The sequence below is a fragment of the Sinorhizobium sp. NG07B genome, assembly GCF_002532005.1.
In the GTDB taxonomy this organism is placed as follows: Bacteria; Pseudomonadota; Alphaproteobacteria; order Rhizobiales; family Rhizobiaceae; genus Sinorhizobium; species Sinorhizobium fredii_C.
This window is the reverse complement of record NZ_NWTD01000001.1, coordinates 1,915,292-1,931,795: the sequence shown is the minus strand read 5'-3', so window position 1 is coordinate 1,931,795 and position 16,504 is coordinate 1,915,292. Positions and strand designations below refer to the sequence as shown.

Genomic DNA, 16,504 nt, shown 5'->3' with positions numbered 1-16,504 from the left:
TCTCACCTCTCCACCAGCGCCATGCGGGCGTTGTACCAGTTCATGAACAGCGAGGTTGCGAGGCTCAGGCTCAGATAGACGATGAGCCAGATGCTGACCACTTCGATCGCCTGTCCGGTCTGGTTGAGGATCGTGCCGCCGACGGCGACGAGATCCGCATAGCCGACGGCGACCGCAAGCGACGAGTTCTTGGTGAGGTTGAGATATTGGCTGGTCAGTGGCGGAATGATGATGCGCATTGCCTGCGGAACGACGACCAGACGAGTCGTCAGCCTTGGGCGTATGCCAAGTGCGTGAGCGGCTTCCGTCTGCCCCTTTGAAACTCCCCGGATGCCCGCCCGGACGATTTCCGCGATGAAGGCGGCAGTGTAGAAGGACAGCGCGAGGAAGAGCGACATGAATTCCGGTCCGACGACCGAACCGCCCGTAAGATTGAATTTGCCGGCGATCGGAATGTCGAAAGTCAGCGGAGCGCCGGTCGCCAGGAACGTTATCAGCGGCAGACCGATGAGCAAGCCGAGCACGATCGACAAAACGGGCAGTCGCTGACCGGTTGCCTCCTGCCGTTGCCGGGCATAGCGGGCGAAAACGAAGCTCGCGACGACGGCGATGATCAAGGCGAACAGTGTATATTGCGAACCCTCTCCGAAGATGGCTCTCGGGAACGCAACGCCGCGATTGCTCACATAGATATCGAAAGGTAGGGCGAGCGCCTCACGCGCCTGGGGTAAGATCGCCAGAACGCCGCTATACCAGAAGAAGATGACCAGCAGCGGTGGAATGTTGCGGAACACCTCGACATAGGCGAGCGAGAGCTTGGCGATGATCCAGTTGTGCGAGAGACGTCCAACGCCGACGATGAAGCCGATGATCGTTGCCGTGATGATACCGGTGATCGCCACCAGCAGGGTGTTGACGAAACCGACGACCAGAGCGCGGCCGTAGGTGGAATCGCTCGTGAAGGCGATCAGTGATTGTCCGAGATCGAACCCCGCCCGGCCGTTCAAAAAGCCATAGCCGGATGCGATGTTCGCGCGCTGCAAGTTCTCGACCGTGTTTTGGATGGTCCAGTAGACGAGAACTGCGAGGATGATGATGGTGATTGCCTGGTAGAATATGCCGCGTACCTGAGGATCGTTGATGATAGATCCCGAGGACTTGCTCTTCTCAGGCGCGTTTGTAACGCCAATGGCCATACAATGCCTCTTTCCCCGATCCGCCCTGTTTTCGGGCGTTCTTATTGTAGAACGGAGGAGCGGCGTGCCGCTCCTCCGAGACTCTCAAGCCGACCAGCTTTTAGCGGACCGGCGGTGCGTACTGGATGCCGCCCTTGTTCCAAAGCGCGTTCAGGCCGCGCTCGATCTTCAGCGGGCTGCCAGCGCCGATGTTGCGATCGAAGACTTCGCCGTAGTTGCCGACGGCTTTGATGATGTTGACGGCCCATTCATTGGTGAGGCCCAAGTCTGTACCGATCTTGCTGTCGGCTTCGACGCCGAGGAAGCGCTGAACGTCCGGGTTGGCCGATTTCTTCATCTCTTCGACATTTGCCTGGGTGACGCCGAATTCCTCGGCCTGGACCAGGGCATAATGAACCCAGCTGACGATGTCGTACCACTGGTCGTCGCCCTGGCGGACGGCCGGACCGAGCGGCTCCTTCGAGATGATCTCCGGCAGGATCATGTGATCATCCGGCTTCGAAAGGGTGAGGCGCAGCGAATAGAGGCCGGACTGGTCGGTGGTGTAGACGTCGCAACGGCCGGCATCATAGGCGGCGTTCACTTCCTCGAGCTTTTCGAAGACCACCGGGTTGTACTGCAGGTTGTTGGTCTTGAAGTAGTCGGCGAGGTTCAGCTCGGTGGTCGTGCCGGTCTGGACGCAGACGGCAGCGCCGGAAAGTTCGAGTGCGGACTTCACGTTGAGGCTCTTGCGAACCATGAAGCCCTGGCCGTCATAATAGTTGACCGGGCGGAAGTTGAAGCCGAGCGCCGTGTCGCGGTTGATGGTCCAGGTCGTGTTGCGGGCCAAAACGTCGACTTCGCCGGACTGCAGCGCCGGGAAACGCTCCTTGGCGGAGGTCGGCGTGTACTTGACCTTGGTGGCATCGCCGAACACTGCAGCAGCGATCGCCTTGCAGTAGTCGACGTCGAAACCGCTCCAGTTGCCGGACGCGTCAGGGGCCGCGAAACCGGCGAGCCCGGTGTTCACGCCGCACTGGACGAAGCCCTTGGCCTTCACGTCGTCAAGGGTCGCGGCCGATGCCGCATTTGCGCCAATCCCCAAGACAGCAGCGCCAACAAGAGCTGTCAGAATTCTTCTTGCCATTTTTTTGAACCTTTTCGGTTGTTCGTAAGTTCCCGTCTGCACTGGTGCGCTCTGTCGGCGCGTGCAGCCTCAGCCACCCTCCTGGCATGAGTGCAATCTATCTCATGCTCAAAATCCATGGGGGTCAAGAGATGTTGCCGATTTTCTGATTTTCGATGTGAAAAACTGAAAATTCGTCAGAATTTTAAGCAGATTTTGCGGGAAATCGTCCGCTTCTGGATAAAAAACCGTCAGATACGCGGGGACCGGGTCGACGCCGCCGTATCGAATTTTCCCTTGACCCTCACCCGTGCCGCGTTCGATGAGTCTCCATCCAGTTTTCAACGGCGGATTCGTTAAAATGGCAGACAAGATGAGCGCGCGTGGAGAGGTCGGCATCAACACCCGCCTCGCGCATGCAGGCAACAACCCCTCCGACTTCCACGGATTTGTGAATCCGCCGGTGGTCCACGCGTCCACCGTACTTTTCCCCAATGCGAAGACCATGGAAACGCGGGCGCAGAAATACACCTACGGCACGCGCGGCACGCCGACGACCGACGCGCTCTGCGAGGCGATCAATGAACTCGAAGGCGCCGCCGGAACGATTCTCGTACCCTCGGGGCTGGCCGCTGTCACGGTGCCCTTCCTCGCCTATCTTTCGTCGGGCGACCACGCTCTGATCGTCGATTCGGTCTATTTCCCGACCCGGCACTTCTGCGACACGATGCTGACCCGGCTCGGGATCACGGTCGAATATTACGATCCGATGATCGGTACTGACATCGAGGGCCTGATCCGGCCGAACACGCGGCTGGTGCACACGGAGGCGCCGGGCTCGAACACGTTCGAGATGCAGGATATCCGGGCGATTGCCGATGCCGCCCACCGCCACGGCTGCGTCGTCACCATGGACAACACCTGGGCAACGCCGATCTACTTCCGCCCCCTCGACCATGGCGTCGACGTTTCCATCCACGCGGCGACGAAATATCCCTCCGGGCACTCCGACGTGCTGCTCGGAACCGTTTCGGCCAATGCTGCCCATTGGCCGGCCCTGACCGAGGCGATGGTGACGCTCGGCGTCTGCGTCTCACCGGACGACAGCTATCAGATTCTGCGCGGCCTTCGCACCATGGGCATTCGCCTGGAGCGCCACCAGGAAAGCGCTCTGACGATTGCCACCTGGCTCGAGGGTCGGGACGAGGTGGAGAGGGTGCTGCATCCGGCGCTGCCGAGCTTTCCCGGGCACGAGCTCTGGAAGCGCGACTTTGGCGGGGCGAGCGGCATCTTCTCATTTGTCCTGAAGGCCGAACCCGAAACAAGCAAGGCGAAGGCGCATGCCTTCCTCGATGCGCTGTCGTTCTTCGGCCTCGGCTATTCCTGGGGCGGCTTCGAGAGCCTCGCATTGCATGCGAACCTTTCCGATCGCAAGATCGCGAAGGGCCCATCAGGAGGGCCCGTCATCCGGCTGCAGATCGGTCTGGAAGATGTTGCCGACCTGCGCCGCGACATCGAGGCAGGTCTCGCGGCGGCCAATGCCGCCTGATCGGGCCATCCGAGTGACCGGGGCAGGCGGCAGGGATTTGCTGCCTGCCGGTCAGGCCTTCTCGCGTTCCGAGGCGCCATATCCATAGAGCCAGTCGAGATCGGCTGCGAGCGCTTCCGGGCCCTTCAGCGCGAGGACCAGGTTTCGCGCGACCCTGACCGGCCCGCGGGCGTGATAGGCAAAGCGGTTGAAGGCGGCACGCTTGCGGACCCGGGCGATCCGTGCCCGGCGCGCCTGCTCGTAACGCGCGAAGGCGGCCGGAGCGTCGGGGCACTCGGCAAGACAAAGCGCCAGTTCACTGGCGTCCTCTATCGCCATCGCAGCACCCTGGGCCGCAAAGGGCGTCATCGCATGGGCGGCGTCGCCGATCAGCACGATGTCCCGCCTGTTGTGCCAGGCGCCTTCCTCGACGGTGCACAAGGGCCAATAGGTGGCCGAGCCGGAACCTTCGATCAACGATCGCAGATCGGGGTGCCATGCTTCGAAAGCGGCCGTGAATTCGCGTCGTCGCTCCGGTGATTCCTGACCCGTCCAGGCCCCCTCGGCCGGCGTGCCGCCGACGACCGCAACCAGATTGAAGCCGTCGATTTCGCGAAGCGGGTAGGCGACCAGATGAGCCTCCGGCCCAAGGAAGGCCGTGACGCGATCCGCCGAAAGGCAGCCCGTCTCTTCTGTGTTCGGCAGCAACAGCCGCCAAGCGACATTGCCGGAGAACCGGGCGGCGCCGGCGGCCGGAATAGCGGCTCTCGCCTCCGACCAGATGCCGTCGGCGCCGATGACGATTGATGGGCGGCGTCCCGTTGCCGCGGCAGCCGCCGCCACCGGATCGCCCTTGATGCGCTTGCCAAAATGCAGGCGGCAGGCCGGCTCCGACTGTACTGCGTCCAGGAGGATTTTCTGCAGGCTGGCGCGGTGCAGGACCCCGTAGGGTGCTGCCCAGCGGATGCGCGCTGCCGCACCGGCTGGGACGTCTGCTAGCGGACGCAGCGAGTGTCCGTCGACGAGCCCTATCGATTTCGGTTCGCCCCACACCGCCTCGAGCGCAGGGAGCAAGCCGAGTTTCACTAAGATGCGCGAGGCGTTCGGTGACAATTGCAGCCCGGCGCCCACCTCGTTCAGTGCGTCTGCCTGCTCGAAGATATCTGAAGCAACGCCCTGCCGCGCAAGGCACAGCGCCATTGTCAGGCCGGCGATGCCAGCGCCGACGATTGCGACGGGACCAGCCTTTTGCATCGATGTCGCGCCGGTGGCTGCGGGCAGGTCAGGCCGCCTTGGTCTCGAAGAGACAGCCCGGCGGAATCGTCTCGGTCGCCTTCAGGCTCGCGTTGTAGCGATAGAGCGTCGAGCAGTAGGAGCAGACCTTCTCGTTGTCGTCGCCCATGTCGATGAAGATATGGGGGTGATCGAAGGGAACGGATGCGCCGGTGCACATGAATTCCTTGACGCCGATCTCGATAACCCGGTGCCCGCCGTCATTCTGGAAATGGGGGATGCTGTGGCCGGCCATGTCGTACTCCGCTGAATGCAAGTCTGTATATTTTTGCCGGCACCATAGTGAGCTTTGGCGCAAATGTGTAGCAGCAATCACGACGCGCCTGTGGTTTTTGACGGGCGGGGGTTTTCGCCTCTTCGGTTACCGCCTAGTTTCGGCGAAAACAGATGATGTCTGGGAAAACCATGGATTTGAACCCACCGCCTTTCTCGCGCTTCACCCACGACGGCTTGGAAATTGCCTATTTCGACGAGGGCGACCCGTCGGGGGATCCTGTGCTGCTCATTCACGGGTTCGCCTCGAGCGCCAATGTCAACTGGGTATACCCAGGCTGGCTGAAGACGCTCGGCGACGCTGGCTACCGGGTTGTCGCACTCGACAACCGCGGTCACGGGGCGAGCAGCAAGCCTTATGACGCTTCCGTGTACCACCCGCACCAGATGGCCGGCGACGCGGCCGCGCTTTTGGCCCATCTCGGCATCCCAGAGGCGCATATCATGGGCTATTCGATGGGCGCGCGCATCTCCGCATTCCTGGCGTTGCATCACCCGCATCGCGTCCGCTCGCTGGTGTTCGGCGGCTTGGGAATAGGCATGGTGACCGGAGTGGGAGACTGGGACCCGATCGCCGACGCGCTGCTTGCGCCATCGCTCGAAGATGTGACGCATACACGCGGCCGAATGTTCCGCGCCTTTGCCGACCAGACGAAGAGCGACCGCCAGGCGCTTGCCGCCTGCATATCGACCTCGCGCGATCTGCTTTCCGCCGAGGATGTCGGGCGCATCGACGTGCCCGTTCTGATCGGGGTCGGCACGAAGGACGACGTGGCGGGCTCCGCCCAGGAGCTTGCCGCCCTGATGCCGCATGCCATGGCCTTGGACATTCCGGGCCGCGACCATATGCTGGCCGTTGGCGACCGCGCCTTCAAGAAGGCGGTCCTGGAGTTTCTAGCCGAGGTCGGCCGCGCCTAGTCAAAGATGACCGCCGATCGAACGGTGCGGGGCCATTTATGTTGGTCGGGAATTGCCCTATATATGTCGCAGTGCAAGCCGGCAGATTGACCCAGGAAGGAGCGCGACCATGGTCGCCAAGAGCGAACTTCGCCATACGGAACCGCTGAAGGCAGTCGACCCCATCTGGGATAGTCTGCGCGAAGAAGCGCGCCTCGCCGCCGAGCGGGATCCGATGCTTGCGGCCTTTCTCTATTCGACTGTGGTCAACCAGCATTCGCTGGAAGAGAGCGTGATCTACCGGATCTGCGAACGGCTTGATCACCCCGACCTGCAGGCAAACCTTCTTCACCAGACCTTTCTGGAGATGCTCGAGGACTGGCCTGAATGGAGCGCGATCCTGCGGGTCGACATCCAGGCGGTCTACGACCGCGATCCGGCCTGCACGCGGTTCCTCGAGCCCGTGCTCTATTTCAAGGGCTTCCATGCCATCCAGACGCACCGACTGGCCCACTGGCTGTGGGACCGCGGGCGGAAGGATTTTGCGCTCTATCTCCAGAGCCGCTCCTCGAGTGTGTTCCAGACCGATATCAATCCGGCCGCACGCGTCGGGCGCGGCATCTTCCTCGACCACGCGACGGGGCTTGTCGTCGGCGAAACGGCGGTGATCGGCGACAATGTGTCGATCCTGCATGGCGTCACCCTTGGCGGCACCGGCAAGGAGGGCAGCGACCGTCACCCGAAGATCGGCGACGGCGTGCTGATCGGCGCCGGCGCGAAGATCCTCGGCAATATCCATATCGGCCATTGCTCGCGGGTGGCGGCCGGATCGGTCGTGCTGAAGGCGGTTCCGCCGAAGACGACGGTAGCGGGCGTTCCGGCCAGGGTCGTCGGCGAGGCCGGATGCTCCGAACCCTCGCGGCAGATGGACCAGATCCTGGCGAGCTTCGATATCTGACGCGGAGGAAGGGCCGCGTTCGTCGCCTTGTTCGCGGAAATGAAAAATCTGAGCGGCAATTCAACGCGTTACGGCTGTCGTCGATCATCTTCACGGGGGCTCGGCGCCGTGATGGGTTTACATCTGGCAACGCCGCATGCGAGAAGCGCGGCAAATCAATCGGCTACGGAGAATAGATTTGAAGCCCGAAGAAATCCGCAAGCTTGAGGCCTATTTCAAGCGCACCTTGAATCCGGCTATGGTCGTCAAGGCCCGTCCCAGGAAGGACGAATCCGCCGAGGTTTATCTTGGCGACGAATTTCTCGGAGTCATATTCCGCGACGACGAAGACGGCGAACTCTCCTATAATTTCTCGATGGCGATCCTCGACGTCGATCTCTGAGCTGGACGTCGCATGGCCGGTCGACGGCCGCGTGTCTCAAAGTGTGCCGGCCTGAGCAATCGGGCCGGTTTTTTCTTATAAGTCTTACTTTTAGATAATTTATCCGCATGTCGCCGGATCTTCATCAAGTCGTTGCAAGAATTGTGTTTTACTGCATCGCACACTGAACTTGACTTTTTGTGCAGTGCACCTAGACTGACGCTTGCCCACCGCCCACAAGGAGAAACTTGATGTTCAACTTCGACGATGCAAACAAGAAGAGCAAGGAAGCACTCGACGTGGCTGTAAAGAGCTACTCTGCGATGACCAAGGGCTTCCAGGCCATTGCAACCGAAGCAGCAGACTACTCGAAGAAGTCCTTCGAAGATGGCATTGCCCATCTTGAAAAGCTGTCGGGCGCCAAGAGCCTCGAGGCTGCCTTCGAACTGCAGACGAACTATCTGAAGTCGAGCTATGAATCTTTCGTCGCCGAAGCATCGAAGATCGGCGAGATGTATGCCGATCTCGCCAAGGACGCCTACAAGCCCTATGAGGCACCGGTCGCCAAGGCAACGGCATCCGTGAAGTCCGCAGCTGCCGCCGCCTGACGATTAGAATATCGCCATTGCCAAAAGGCCGGTCGCGGTTGCCGCGGCCGGCCTTGTCGTTCTTGGGGTATCGGGTTTCCGGGCTTGCTTCGGTAGCTTGGCCAGAGATTCAACGTCGACTGTAGCGGCCGAAGAAAATTGATCAATCTTGTGCTTGGCCGTGCGAATATGATTGCAGTGCGTTGGTTCGGTCTTAAAATCCAAGAACGAACCATTAGATAAAGGCAAGCAGGCCGCAGCCACGTTGGTGGATTGCGGCCGTCAAGGGAATGAAACAGAATGATCGCCATGCCGGTCCGGATGCAGCAGGGAAGCGATGGAGACGGAGGCGGCCCCAGTCGTGGCACGTCCGTTATCACACGCACCAAGCCGAAGACCAAGAAGCCGAGTTTGTACCGCGTTCTGCTTTTGAATGACGATTACACGCCGATGGAGTTCGTCGTCCACATTCTGGAGCGTTTTTTTCAGAAGGACAGGGAACAAGCGACGATCATCATGCTTCATGTCCACAACCACGGCGTTGGAGAATGCGGCGTCTTTACCTACGAAGTCGCCGAAACCAAAGTGACGCAGGTGATGGATTTCGCCAGGCAGCATCAGCATCCCTTGCAATGCGTCATGGAAAAGAAATGAGGACCTAACGTGCCAACTTTTTCGCCCAGCCTCGAAAAGGCGCTGCATCAGGCACTGACTTTTGCCAACGAGCGCCATCATGAATATGCGACGCTCGAGCACCTGCTGCTGGCATTGATCGATGATGCCGATGCGGCGGCCGTGATGGGCGCGTGCAATGTAAATCTAGAAACACTTCGCAAGACCGTGACGGACTATGTCGACAACGAATTGTCCAATCTGATCACCGGCTACGATGAAGATTCCAAGCCCACCGCCGGCTTCCAGCGCGTCATCCAGCGGGCCGTCATTCATGTTCAATCCTCCGGCCGCGAAGAGGTGACGGGAGCCAATGTGCTCGTCGCGATCTTTGCCGAGCGCGAGAGCCATGCGGCCTATTTCCTGCAGGAGCAGGAGATGACCCGCTACGATGCGGTGAACTTCATCTCTCATGGCATCGGCAAGCGTCCCGGGAGCTCGGAATCGCGGCCGGTGCGCGGCGCCGAGGATCAGGATTCGGAACAGAAATCATCGCGCGAAAGCGAGGAGACCGGTCCGAAGAAGCAGCAGGATGCGCTGACGGCCTACTGCGTCAACCTGAACGAAAAGGCCAAGTCCGGAAAGATCGATCCGCTGATCGGCCGGCACGCCGAGGTGAACCGAACCATCCAAGTGCTCTGCCGCAGGTCCAAGAACAACCCGCTCTATGTCGGCGATCCCGGCGTCGGCAAGACGGCGATCGCCGAGGGGCTTGCCAAGCGCATCGTCGAGAAGCAGGTGCCGGAGGCGCTTCAGGACGCGACGATCTTTGCGCTCGACATGGGAACGCTGCTCGCCGGCACGCGCTATCGCGGCGATTTCGAAGAGCGCCTGAAGCAGGTCGTCAAGGAGCTCGAGGAGTATCACGGCGCGGTCCTGTTCATCGACGAGATCCATACGGTGATCGGCGCGGGCGCGACATCGGGCGGTGCGATGGACGCATCGAACCTTTTGAAGCCGGCGCTCTCTTCCGGCTCGATCCGCTGCATCGGCTCGACCACCTACAAGGAGTACCGCCAGTTCTTCGAAAAGGATCGGGCGCTCGTCCGCCGTTTCCAGAAGATCGATGTCAACGAGCCGACGGTTGCCGACGCGATCGAGATCATGCGGGGGCTGAAGCCCTATTTCGAGGAGTATCACCACCTCAAATATTCGAACGAGGCGATCAGGGCGGCGGTCGAGCTTTCGGCCCGCTACATCAATGACCGCAAGCTGCCCGACAAGGCGATCGACGTGATCGACGAATCGGGTGCGGCCCAAATGCTGCTGCCAGTCAGCAAACGCCGCAAGCTGATCACCGAAAGGGAAATCGAGGCGACAGTGGCCACTATGGCGCGCATCCCGCCGAAGTCGGTCTCGAAGGACGACGAAGCCGTTCTCGCCAATCTTGAGAAGGAACTTCGTTCCGTCGTCTACGGCCAGGATCTGGCGATCGAGGCGCTCGCCTCGTCGATCAAGCTCGCCCGTGCCGGCCTGCGCGAACCGAACAAGCCGATCGGCTGCTATGTGTTCTCCGGTCCGACCGGCGTCGGCAAGACGGAAGTGGCGAAACAGTTGGCGACGTCGCTCGGCGTCGAGCTGCTGCGCTTCGATATGTCGGAATACATGGAGCGGCACACGGTTTCGCGTCTGCTCGGCGCACCTCCCGGCTATGTCGGTTTCGACCAGGGCGGCCTGCTGACCGACGGCGTCGACCAGCATCCGCACTGCGTGCTGCTGCTCGACGAGATCGAAAAGGCGCATCCGGACCTCTTCAACATCCTGCTGCAGGTGATGGATCACGGCTCGCTGACGGACCATAACGGCAAGAAGATCGACTTCCGCAACGTCATCCTGATCATGACGACCAACGCGGGCGCCTCCGACATGGCGCGCCCGGCGATCGGCTTCGGCTCATCGAAGCGCGAGGGCGAGGACATCGAGGCGCTGAACCGCCTGTTCACACCGGAGTTCCGCAACCGCCTGGATGCGGTCATTCCGTTCAACTCTCTGCCGACGCCTGTCATTCACCAGGTCGTGCAGAAATTCGTCATGCAACTCGAGACGCAGTTGGCCGAGCGCAACGTCACCTTCGACCTCGCGCCGGAGGCGATAGCCTGGCTCGCGGACAAGGGCTACGACGAAAAGATGGGCGCGCGGCCGCTGGCACGCGTCATTCAGGAAAACATCAAGAAGCCGCTGGCCGACGAAATCCTCTTCGGCAAGCTCAAGAAGGGCGGCGTCGTCAAGGTGACGATCGGCATGAAGGAAGACGGCACCAAGGGGCTGATCCTCGATGCCGTGCCGGAGACGGCACCGATCAAGCCGAAGGCGGAAGTGTCGCGGCCCGGTAAGAACGCCAAGCCGAAGAAGTCGGAAGAGAAGGAAACCGTCGCCGCCGAGGCAGCTCCGAAGTCGAAGCCGAAGAAGGCCGCCAAAGCCGCTTCGGATGCGGCTCCGCTGAAGGGGAGAACGGTTCCCAAGGTTCCGCGTAAGAAATAGCGCCATCGCCATTTTCGCCTGACGGTGCCGGGTGGTTCACCCGGCACCGTCTTGTTGAGGGGCGATCTCATTCCGCGTGATTCAATGGATGATATCGAAGACGAACGGTCGGCGCTGGCCTGGTTTCTGACCGGGGCTCGGGGGATTTTCAGTCTACCGGCGATCATACTTATGCTCTCCTTCGTCGGCTTCTGCTCCCTGACCGCTCAGGCAGGCATCCCGCCGGAGCAGGTCGTCTTCATGACCGGCATCGTCTGGGCTCTGCCGGCGAAGGTCATTCTCGTCAGCTCGATCATGAGCGGCGCGAGCCTCGCGACGGCGTTCCTGGCGGTCACACTCTCGTCGGTCCGCCTGATGCCGATGGTTGCGGCGCTAGTCCCCGAACTACGTGGCTCCAGAACGCCGACTTGGCTGCTTCTCATTCTGTCGCACTTTATCGCCATTACCGCGTGGGTCTTTGCGATGGAGCGTGTGCCAAAGGTTCCGCGCGAGCATCGCGTCGCCTTCTTCGCCGGCTTCGGGATGACGCTCGTCGCGGCAAACATGGTGCTGGTTGGCGTCGTCTATCACCTTGTCGCCGAGTTTCCGCCGGTGGTGGCAGGCTGCCTTTTCTTTCTGACGCCGGTCTATTTCCTTGCCTCGATCTGGCATTCGGCCCGCCACCCGGTTATCTACGTGGCGCTTGCGGTGGGTCTCGTTGCAGGTCCGCTGTTCTACTGGATCGCACCGGAGTTCGACGTTCTGTTGGCGGGCGTCGGCGGCGGCACGCTCGCCTGGGGCGCGGAGCGTCTCTGGCGTTCCAGGCGGGAGGCGCGCCCGTGACCTGGACGGACGGATGGTGGGCTTATGCCTTCATAGCGATAGCCGGGTGGCTGGCGACCGACCTGTGGCGCTGGCTGGGCGTGCTTGCAGGCAAGCGACTTCGCGATGATTCGGAGGCTTTGAACTGGGTGAGGGCGGTCGCGACCGCCCTGGTTGCCGCAGTGATCGCCAAGCTTATCCTTTACCCGACTGGAGTGCTGGCGCAGTCGCCGCTTTGGCTGCGGGTCGGCGCCGTCTTGGTCGGCACCGTCGCCTTCTTTGTTGCCAGGCAAAAGCCGGCAGTTGGCATCGCGACCGCGATTCTGACGCTCGCCGGCGGCTTATGGTGGCTGGGTTTCTGACAGGGGGGGCCTACAGCGCCCGGCGAATCTTCTCCGCATTCGCCGCCAGCACGTCGCCATCCTCCATCTTACCGGAATGCGGCTTCAGCGGAGTGCCCTCGCGGCGCGGGATAACGTGGAAATGCAGGTGGAAGACGGACTGGCCGGCCGGCGCCTCGTTGAACTGCATGATCGTCACGCCGTCGGCGCCGAAAGCTTCCTTGACGGCGATCGCGACCTTCTGGACCGTGGCGATCAGCGCCGGCAGGGTGGCAACGTCGGCGTCGAGGATGTTGCGCGACGGCACCTTAGGCAGAACGAGCACGTGCCCCTCCGCCTGCGGCATGACATCCATGAACGCCACCGTCGCCTCGTCCTCATAGACCCGGTGTGAGGGAATTTCGCCGCGCAATATCTTGGCGAAGATGTTGTTGGTGTCATAGCCGCTCATGTCGTTTCCTCTTGCTGGTTCGCAGCGGCAAGTCCCGCTGCCTATCAATCCTGTTGGCGCTCACCCTTGCGGAAGGGCCCGTGCTCCGCAAGGAATTCGCCAGTCTCCTCCACATCGCGGCGCTCCTGCTCCAGGTAGTCGGCGACGGCTCTTGCCAGGCCCGGATGGGTGATGAAATGGGCTGAATGGGTCGTCACCGGCATGTAGCCGCGCGCCAGCTTGTGCTCGCCTTGCGCGCCCGCTTCGACACGCCGCAATCCCTTTTCAATCGCGAAGTCGATCGCCTGGTGGTAGCAGACCTCGAAATGCAGGAAGGGATGGTCCTCGATGCAGCCCCAATGCCGGCCGTAGAGCGCATCTCCGCCGATGAAATTGATCGCCCCGGCGATATACCGGCCGCCGCGCTTGGCCATGACCAGCAGAATGTCGTCGGCCATCCGCTCGCCGATCAGCGAATAGAAGGCGCGAGTGAGGTATGGCCGGCCCCACTTGCGCCCGCCGGTATCCATATAAAAGGCGAAGAACTGGTCCCATATCGCTTCGGTGAGGTCGCTGCCGGTCAGCCACTCGATGGTGATCCCGTTCTCGACTGCGGCGCGACGCTCCCGTTTCAGCGCCTTGCGTTTTCGCGACGCGAGCGTTGCAAGGAAATCGTTGTGCGAGCCGTAGCCTTCATTGATGAAGTGGAACTGCTGGTCGGTTCGGTGCAGAAATCCGGAGCGCTCGAAGATCGGCATCTCCTCGGGCAGCACGAAGGTGACGTGGGCGGAGGAGACGCCGTGTCGGCGCGAAAGCTCCTTGAGGCCGGCGGCAAGCGCTTCCCGCACCGGTCTTAGATCGCCGCCCGCGGCACTGAGCAGGCGCGGCCCGGTCACCGGCGTGAACGGTATGGAACATTGCAGCTTCGGATAATAGCGGCCGCCGGCGCGCTCGAAGGCGTTCGCCCATCCATGATCGAAGACGTATTCTCCCTGGCTGTGGTTCTTCAGGTAGCAGACGAGCGCGCCGCGCAACGAGCCGTCCGCATCCTCGAGCAGCAGGTGCTGACCGAGCCAGCCCGTCTCCGTCGTCGCCGAACCGGACTCCTCGAGCGCCGAGAGATAGGCATGCGATAAGAAGGGGTTATAGGGCATGCCGGGAGAGGTCTTCGAAGCGCCGGTAAGCCTGTCCCAGCTCGCCGGTGGTATCGAAGTGAACGAATGCTCTATGCGGATGTTGATCGCGTCTGACATGCGCCTAGGAAATCATGGTCTCCCTTGGATCGAAACCCTCGAACGTCATCTGATCGGCATGGGCGAAGCTGTGCTCCTGCGCCCGGCCATCGCGCACCGTCCAGGTGATGACGGTGCGGCCCATGGCGCGCTCCTTGGTTATGAAGGGATTCGGCAGGTCCCCGTAGAAATAGGAAATGAAGTCCAGCCCGAGCTGCATGGCTTCCTCGTGCACGAAGAATTTCTCGGGATTGGCGCCATCGGCGGTGAGACCGAGCGGATAGGGGGCGTCTAGCGCCTTCAGGTCCTTGAGCAGCCAATGGTCGAAGCTCATCAGAGCGACTGGCCCTGCGTAGTCCTCGAGCGTGTCGAGCACGGCCGCCGCGAACCCCTCGTCGTCGTCCTTGCGGCCCTTGAGTTCAAGCACGAGAGGAACCCGCCCGTCGACGAGACGAAGCATCTGCTTGAGCGTCGGAATCCTGTCCTTCGTGCCGCCGATCGACAATAGGCCGAGTTCGCCGGCGGTCTTCGCCCGAACGTCTCCCCTGATGCCGCAGAGGCGCTGCAGATCGTGGTCGTGGAAGACGACCGGAACGCTATCGGCGGTAAACTGCAGATCGCATTCGATCGCAAAGCCCGCCTCCGCAGCGCGGGAAAAGGCCGAAAGCGTGTTTTCCCAGACCTCTCGATTCATGTCGTGATAGCCGCGGTGGGCGATCGGCTGGGCTTTAAGCCAGGAAATATCCTTCATGAAGCGACCCGGTCAGGCGATTTCGAGGATGGCGTCGATTTCGACGGCCGCGTTGAAGGGCAGGGACGCCATGCCGACGGCGGCGCGCGCATGCTTGCCGGCTTCGCCGAGCACGTTGGCAAGGAGGTCCGACGCGCCATTAATGACGAGATGTTGTTCGGTGAATTCGGGAACCGAGGCGACGAAGCCATTGATCTTCAAGAGGCGGCGGATGCGTCCGAGGTCGCCGCCGAGCGCCGCTTTGGCCTGGGCCAGAATGTTGATCGCGCAGAGTTCGGCGGCGCGCTGCGCCGCGGCGACGTCGACATCCTTGCCGACACGGCCGGTGATCGCGACCTTTCCGCTTTCCATCGGCAGTTGGCCGGAGATGTAGAGCGTCGAGCCGGTGATGACGTAAGGCACGTAGTTGGCGACCGGCGCAACCGCCTCCGGAATGACGATACCAAGTTCGTTGAGACGCGTTTCAATCTCTGCGGACATGGAGGGCTCCCTTGTTGTCTTTTGTGTTAAAATCCTGCATGCGAAGCAGGGATCGCGACAGGCACGGACCGGATCTGCCTCGCTTCTGCCGAATGTTTGTTTATCCCATTGCCGGCGAGTCCAACAGGAGGAAACGGATGTTTCGTAAAGGCTTTGGTCTTCTCGCTCTGGGGAGCGTCTGCCTCGCCGCCGTGACCGTCGCTGGCGGTGCCTATGCGGCCGCATTGACGCCGCACCGCGCCGTCTACGATCTCGAACTGAAGAATGCCTCCGATCGCTCCGGCATCACCGGCATGTATGGACGCATGGTCTATGAGTTCAATGGGTCGGCTTGCGAGGGATATACAGTGAGCTTCCGCTTCGTCACCCAGGTCGATACCGGCGAGGAAGTTCGCCTGACCGATCAGCAGACCACCACCTACGAGGACTTGAAGAACAGGAGCTTTCGCTTTCTCACCCGCTCCTTCACCGACGAGAAGCTGGACAAGGAAGTGCGCGGCAACGCTCACGACGACAAGTCCGGCGTCAAGGTGGAACTGACGGCGCCTGACAAACGCGAGGTAGCGCTCGCCCAAAGCCGCTTCCCGACCGAGCATATGCTGGAGGTGATCGAGCGGGCCAAGCGCGGCGAGGGCCTTTTCGAATCCCGCATCTTCGACGGGTCCGATTCGGGTGACAAGACGCTGATCACCTCGACCTTCGTCGGCAAGCCGCGCAAGCCCGCCCCCGACGATGCGGACGCCGGCAAGGCGGGCAAGCTCGCCGGTGAAAGCTATTGGCCGGTGACGATCTCCTATTTCAACGACGAGGCGAGCGGCGACGCTTTGCCAATCTACCGCATGTCCTTCAAGCTCTACGAGAATGGCGTCACCCGCGACCTGACGATGGACTATGGTGACTTCGTGCTCAGCGGCAAGCTTGCCGATCTCGAAGTCTTCAACGCGGAAGAGTGCAAGTAGCGGCCATCGCCGGAGCTGTGCAGAGCAGTCGCGGCAAAAAACTGACTTGCTGACTTGATTTATCGGGCAGTTGCAGCTAAGGGGCTGCCCATTCCACACGTGAGGCATGGGATTTTCCGGGAGAAATCCGGATTGTTCCGCCGGTGGGCGCATCTAGAT

18 protein-coding genes are annotated in these 16,504 nt (G+C 61.5%); 10 read left to right on the top strand and 8 right to left on the bottom strand.

What is annotated here, in order from left to right:
• Positions 1–2: 2 nt before the first annotated feature.
• Positions 3–1,196: an amino acid ABC transporter permease gene (locus CO664_RS09430; RefSeq protein WP_037423066.1), complete on the bottom strand. Its 1,194-nt coding sequence runs from the start codon at positions 1,194–1,196 to the stop codon at positions 3–5.
• 100 nt (positions 1,197–1,296) lie between these two features.
• Positions 1,297–2,322 (bottom strand): amino acid ABC transporter substrate-binding protein, encoded by a 1,026-nt coding sequence (locus CO664_RS09425; protein ID WP_037423063.1) that lies wholly within the window; start codon positions 2,320–2,322, stop codon positions 1,297–1,299.
• A 340-nt stretch (positions 2,323–2,662) separates the two neighbouring features.
• On the opposite strand from CO664_RS09425, the gene CO664_RS09420 reads away from it, so the two are divergent.
• Positions 2,663–3,850, top strand: a complete 1,188-nt coding sequence (locus CO664_RS09420; protein ID WP_097526834.1) for a cystathionine beta-lyase — start codon at positions 2,663–2,665, stop codon at positions 3,848–3,850.
• A 51-nt stretch (positions 3,851–3,901) separates the two neighbouring features.
• Here the strand turns inward: CO664_RS09420 and CO664_RS09415 are convergent, their stop codons facing one another.
• Together CO664_RS09415 and CO664_RS09410 are read right to left on the bottom strand one after the other, a co-directional pair.
• Positions 3,902–5,083, bottom strand: coding sequence for an FAD-dependent monooxygenase (locus tag CO664_RS09415; RefSeq protein ID WP_097538506.1), 1,182 nt, complete (start codon positions 5,081–5,083; stop codon positions 3,902–3,904).
• Positions 5,084–5,111: 28 nt separating this feature from the next.
• Positions 5,112–5,357, bottom strand: a complete 246-nt coding sequence (locus tag CO664_RS09410; protein ID WP_037423054.1) for a zinc-finger domain-containing protein — start codon at positions 5,355–5,357, stop codon at positions 5,112–5,114.
• A 170-nt stretch (positions 5,358–5,527) separates the two neighbouring features.
• On the opposite strand from CO664_RS09410, the gene CO664_RS09405 reads away from it, so the two are divergent.
• The 8 genes from CO664_RS09405 (at position 5,528) to CO664_RS09370 (ending at position 12,514) form a co-directional block, all read left to right on the top strand.
• Complete coding sequence (locus tag CO664_RS09405) at positions 5,528–6,313, top strand: alpha/beta hydrolase (protein ID WP_037423052.1); 786 nt, start codon at positions 5,528–5,530, stop codon at positions 6,311–6,313.
• Between the two features lie 109 nt (positions 6,314–6,422).
• On the top strand, positions 6,423–7,250 hold the full coding sequence (gene cysE / locus CO664_RS09400; protein WP_037423049.1) for a serine O-acetyltransferase: 828 nt from the start codon (positions 6,423–6,425) through the stop codon (positions 7,248–7,250).
• 178 nt (positions 7,251–7,428) lie between these two features.
• Positions 7,429–7,632 (top strand): DUF3126 family protein, encoded by a 204-nt coding sequence (locus CO664_RS09395; RefSeq protein WP_014764223.1) that lies wholly within the window; start codon positions 7,429–7,431, stop codon positions 7,630–7,632.
• A 230-nt stretch (positions 7,633–7,862) separates the two neighbouring features.
• Positions 7,863–8,219, top strand: a complete 357-nt coding sequence (locus tag CO664_RS09390; RefSeq protein WP_037423046.1) for a phasin family protein — start codon at positions 7,863–7,865, stop codon at positions 8,217–8,219.
• A gap of 279 nt (positions 8,220–8,498) precedes the next feature.
• Positions 8,499–8,852 carry an ATP-dependent Clp protease adapter ClpS gene (gene clpS, locus CO664_RS09385; RefSeq protein ID WP_037423043.1) on the top strand — a complete coding sequence of 118 codons (354 nt, stop codon included), beginning with the start codon at positions 8,499–8,501 and terminating at the stop codon, positions 8,850–8,852.
• A 9-nt stretch (positions 8,853–8,861) separates the two neighbouring features.
• On the top strand, positions 8,862–11,351 hold the full coding sequence (gene clpA, locus CO664_RS09380) for an ATP-dependent Clp protease ATP-binding subunit ClpA (RefSeq protein WP_095677937.1): 2,490 nt from the start codon (positions 8,862–8,864) through the stop codon (positions 11,349–11,351).
• A gap of 84 nt (positions 11,352–11,435) precedes the next feature.
• A complete protein-coding gene (locus CO664_RS09375; RefSeq protein WP_037423030.1) occupies positions 11,436–12,173 on the top strand; it encodes an AzlC family ABC transporter permease in 738 nt (245 codons plus the stop codon).
• A complete protein-coding gene (locus tag CO664_RS09370) occupies positions 12,170–12,514 on the top strand; it encodes an AzlD domain-containing protein (RefSeq protein WP_037423028.1) in 345 nt (114 codons plus the stop codon). The genes CO664_RS09375 and CO664_RS09370 overlap by 4 nt, the downstream gene beginning before the upstream one ends.
• 10 nt (positions 12,515–12,524) lie before the next feature.
• On the opposite strand, the gene CO664_RS09365 is transcribed toward CO664_RS09370, so the two are convergent.
• From CO664_RS09365 to CO664_RS09350, 4 genes are read right to left on the bottom strand one after another with little or no spacing between them, the layout of a single operon-like run.
• The gene (locus tag CO664_RS09365; RefSeq protein ID WP_097538505.1) at positions 12,525–12,944 is read right to left on the bottom strand and encodes an HIT family protein; all 420 of its coding nucleotides are present in this window, start codon (positions 12,942–12,944) and stop codon (positions 12,525–12,527) included.
• A gap of 44 nt (positions 12,945–12,988) precedes the next feature.
• Positions 12,989–14,176 (bottom strand): GNAT family N-acetyltransferase, encoded by a 1,188-nt coding sequence (locus CO664_RS09360; protein WP_097538504.1) that lies wholly within the window; start codon positions 14,174–14,176, stop codon positions 12,989–12,991.
• Positions 14,177–14,180: 4 nt separating this feature from the next.
• Positions 14,181–14,906 (bottom strand): glycerophosphodiester phosphodiesterase, encoded by a 726-nt coding sequence (locus CO664_RS09355; protein WP_097526831.1) that lies wholly within the window; start codon positions 14,904–14,906, stop codon positions 14,181–14,183.
• 12 nt (positions 14,907–14,918) lie between these two features.
• Complete coding sequence (locus CO664_RS09350; protein ID WP_097538503.1) at positions 14,919–15,386, bottom strand: RidA family protein; 468 nt, start codon at positions 15,384–15,386, stop codon at positions 14,919–14,921.
• Positions 15,387–15,523: 137 nt separating this feature from the next.
• On the opposite strand from CO664_RS09350, the gene CO664_RS09345 reads away from it, so the two are divergent.
• Positions 15,524–16,345, top strand: a complete 822-nt coding sequence (locus CO664_RS09345; RefSeq protein ID WP_037423014.1) for a cell envelope integrity EipB family protein — start codon at positions 15,524–15,526, stop codon at positions 16,343–16,345.
• Positions 16,346–16,504: the final 159 nt, after the last annotated feature.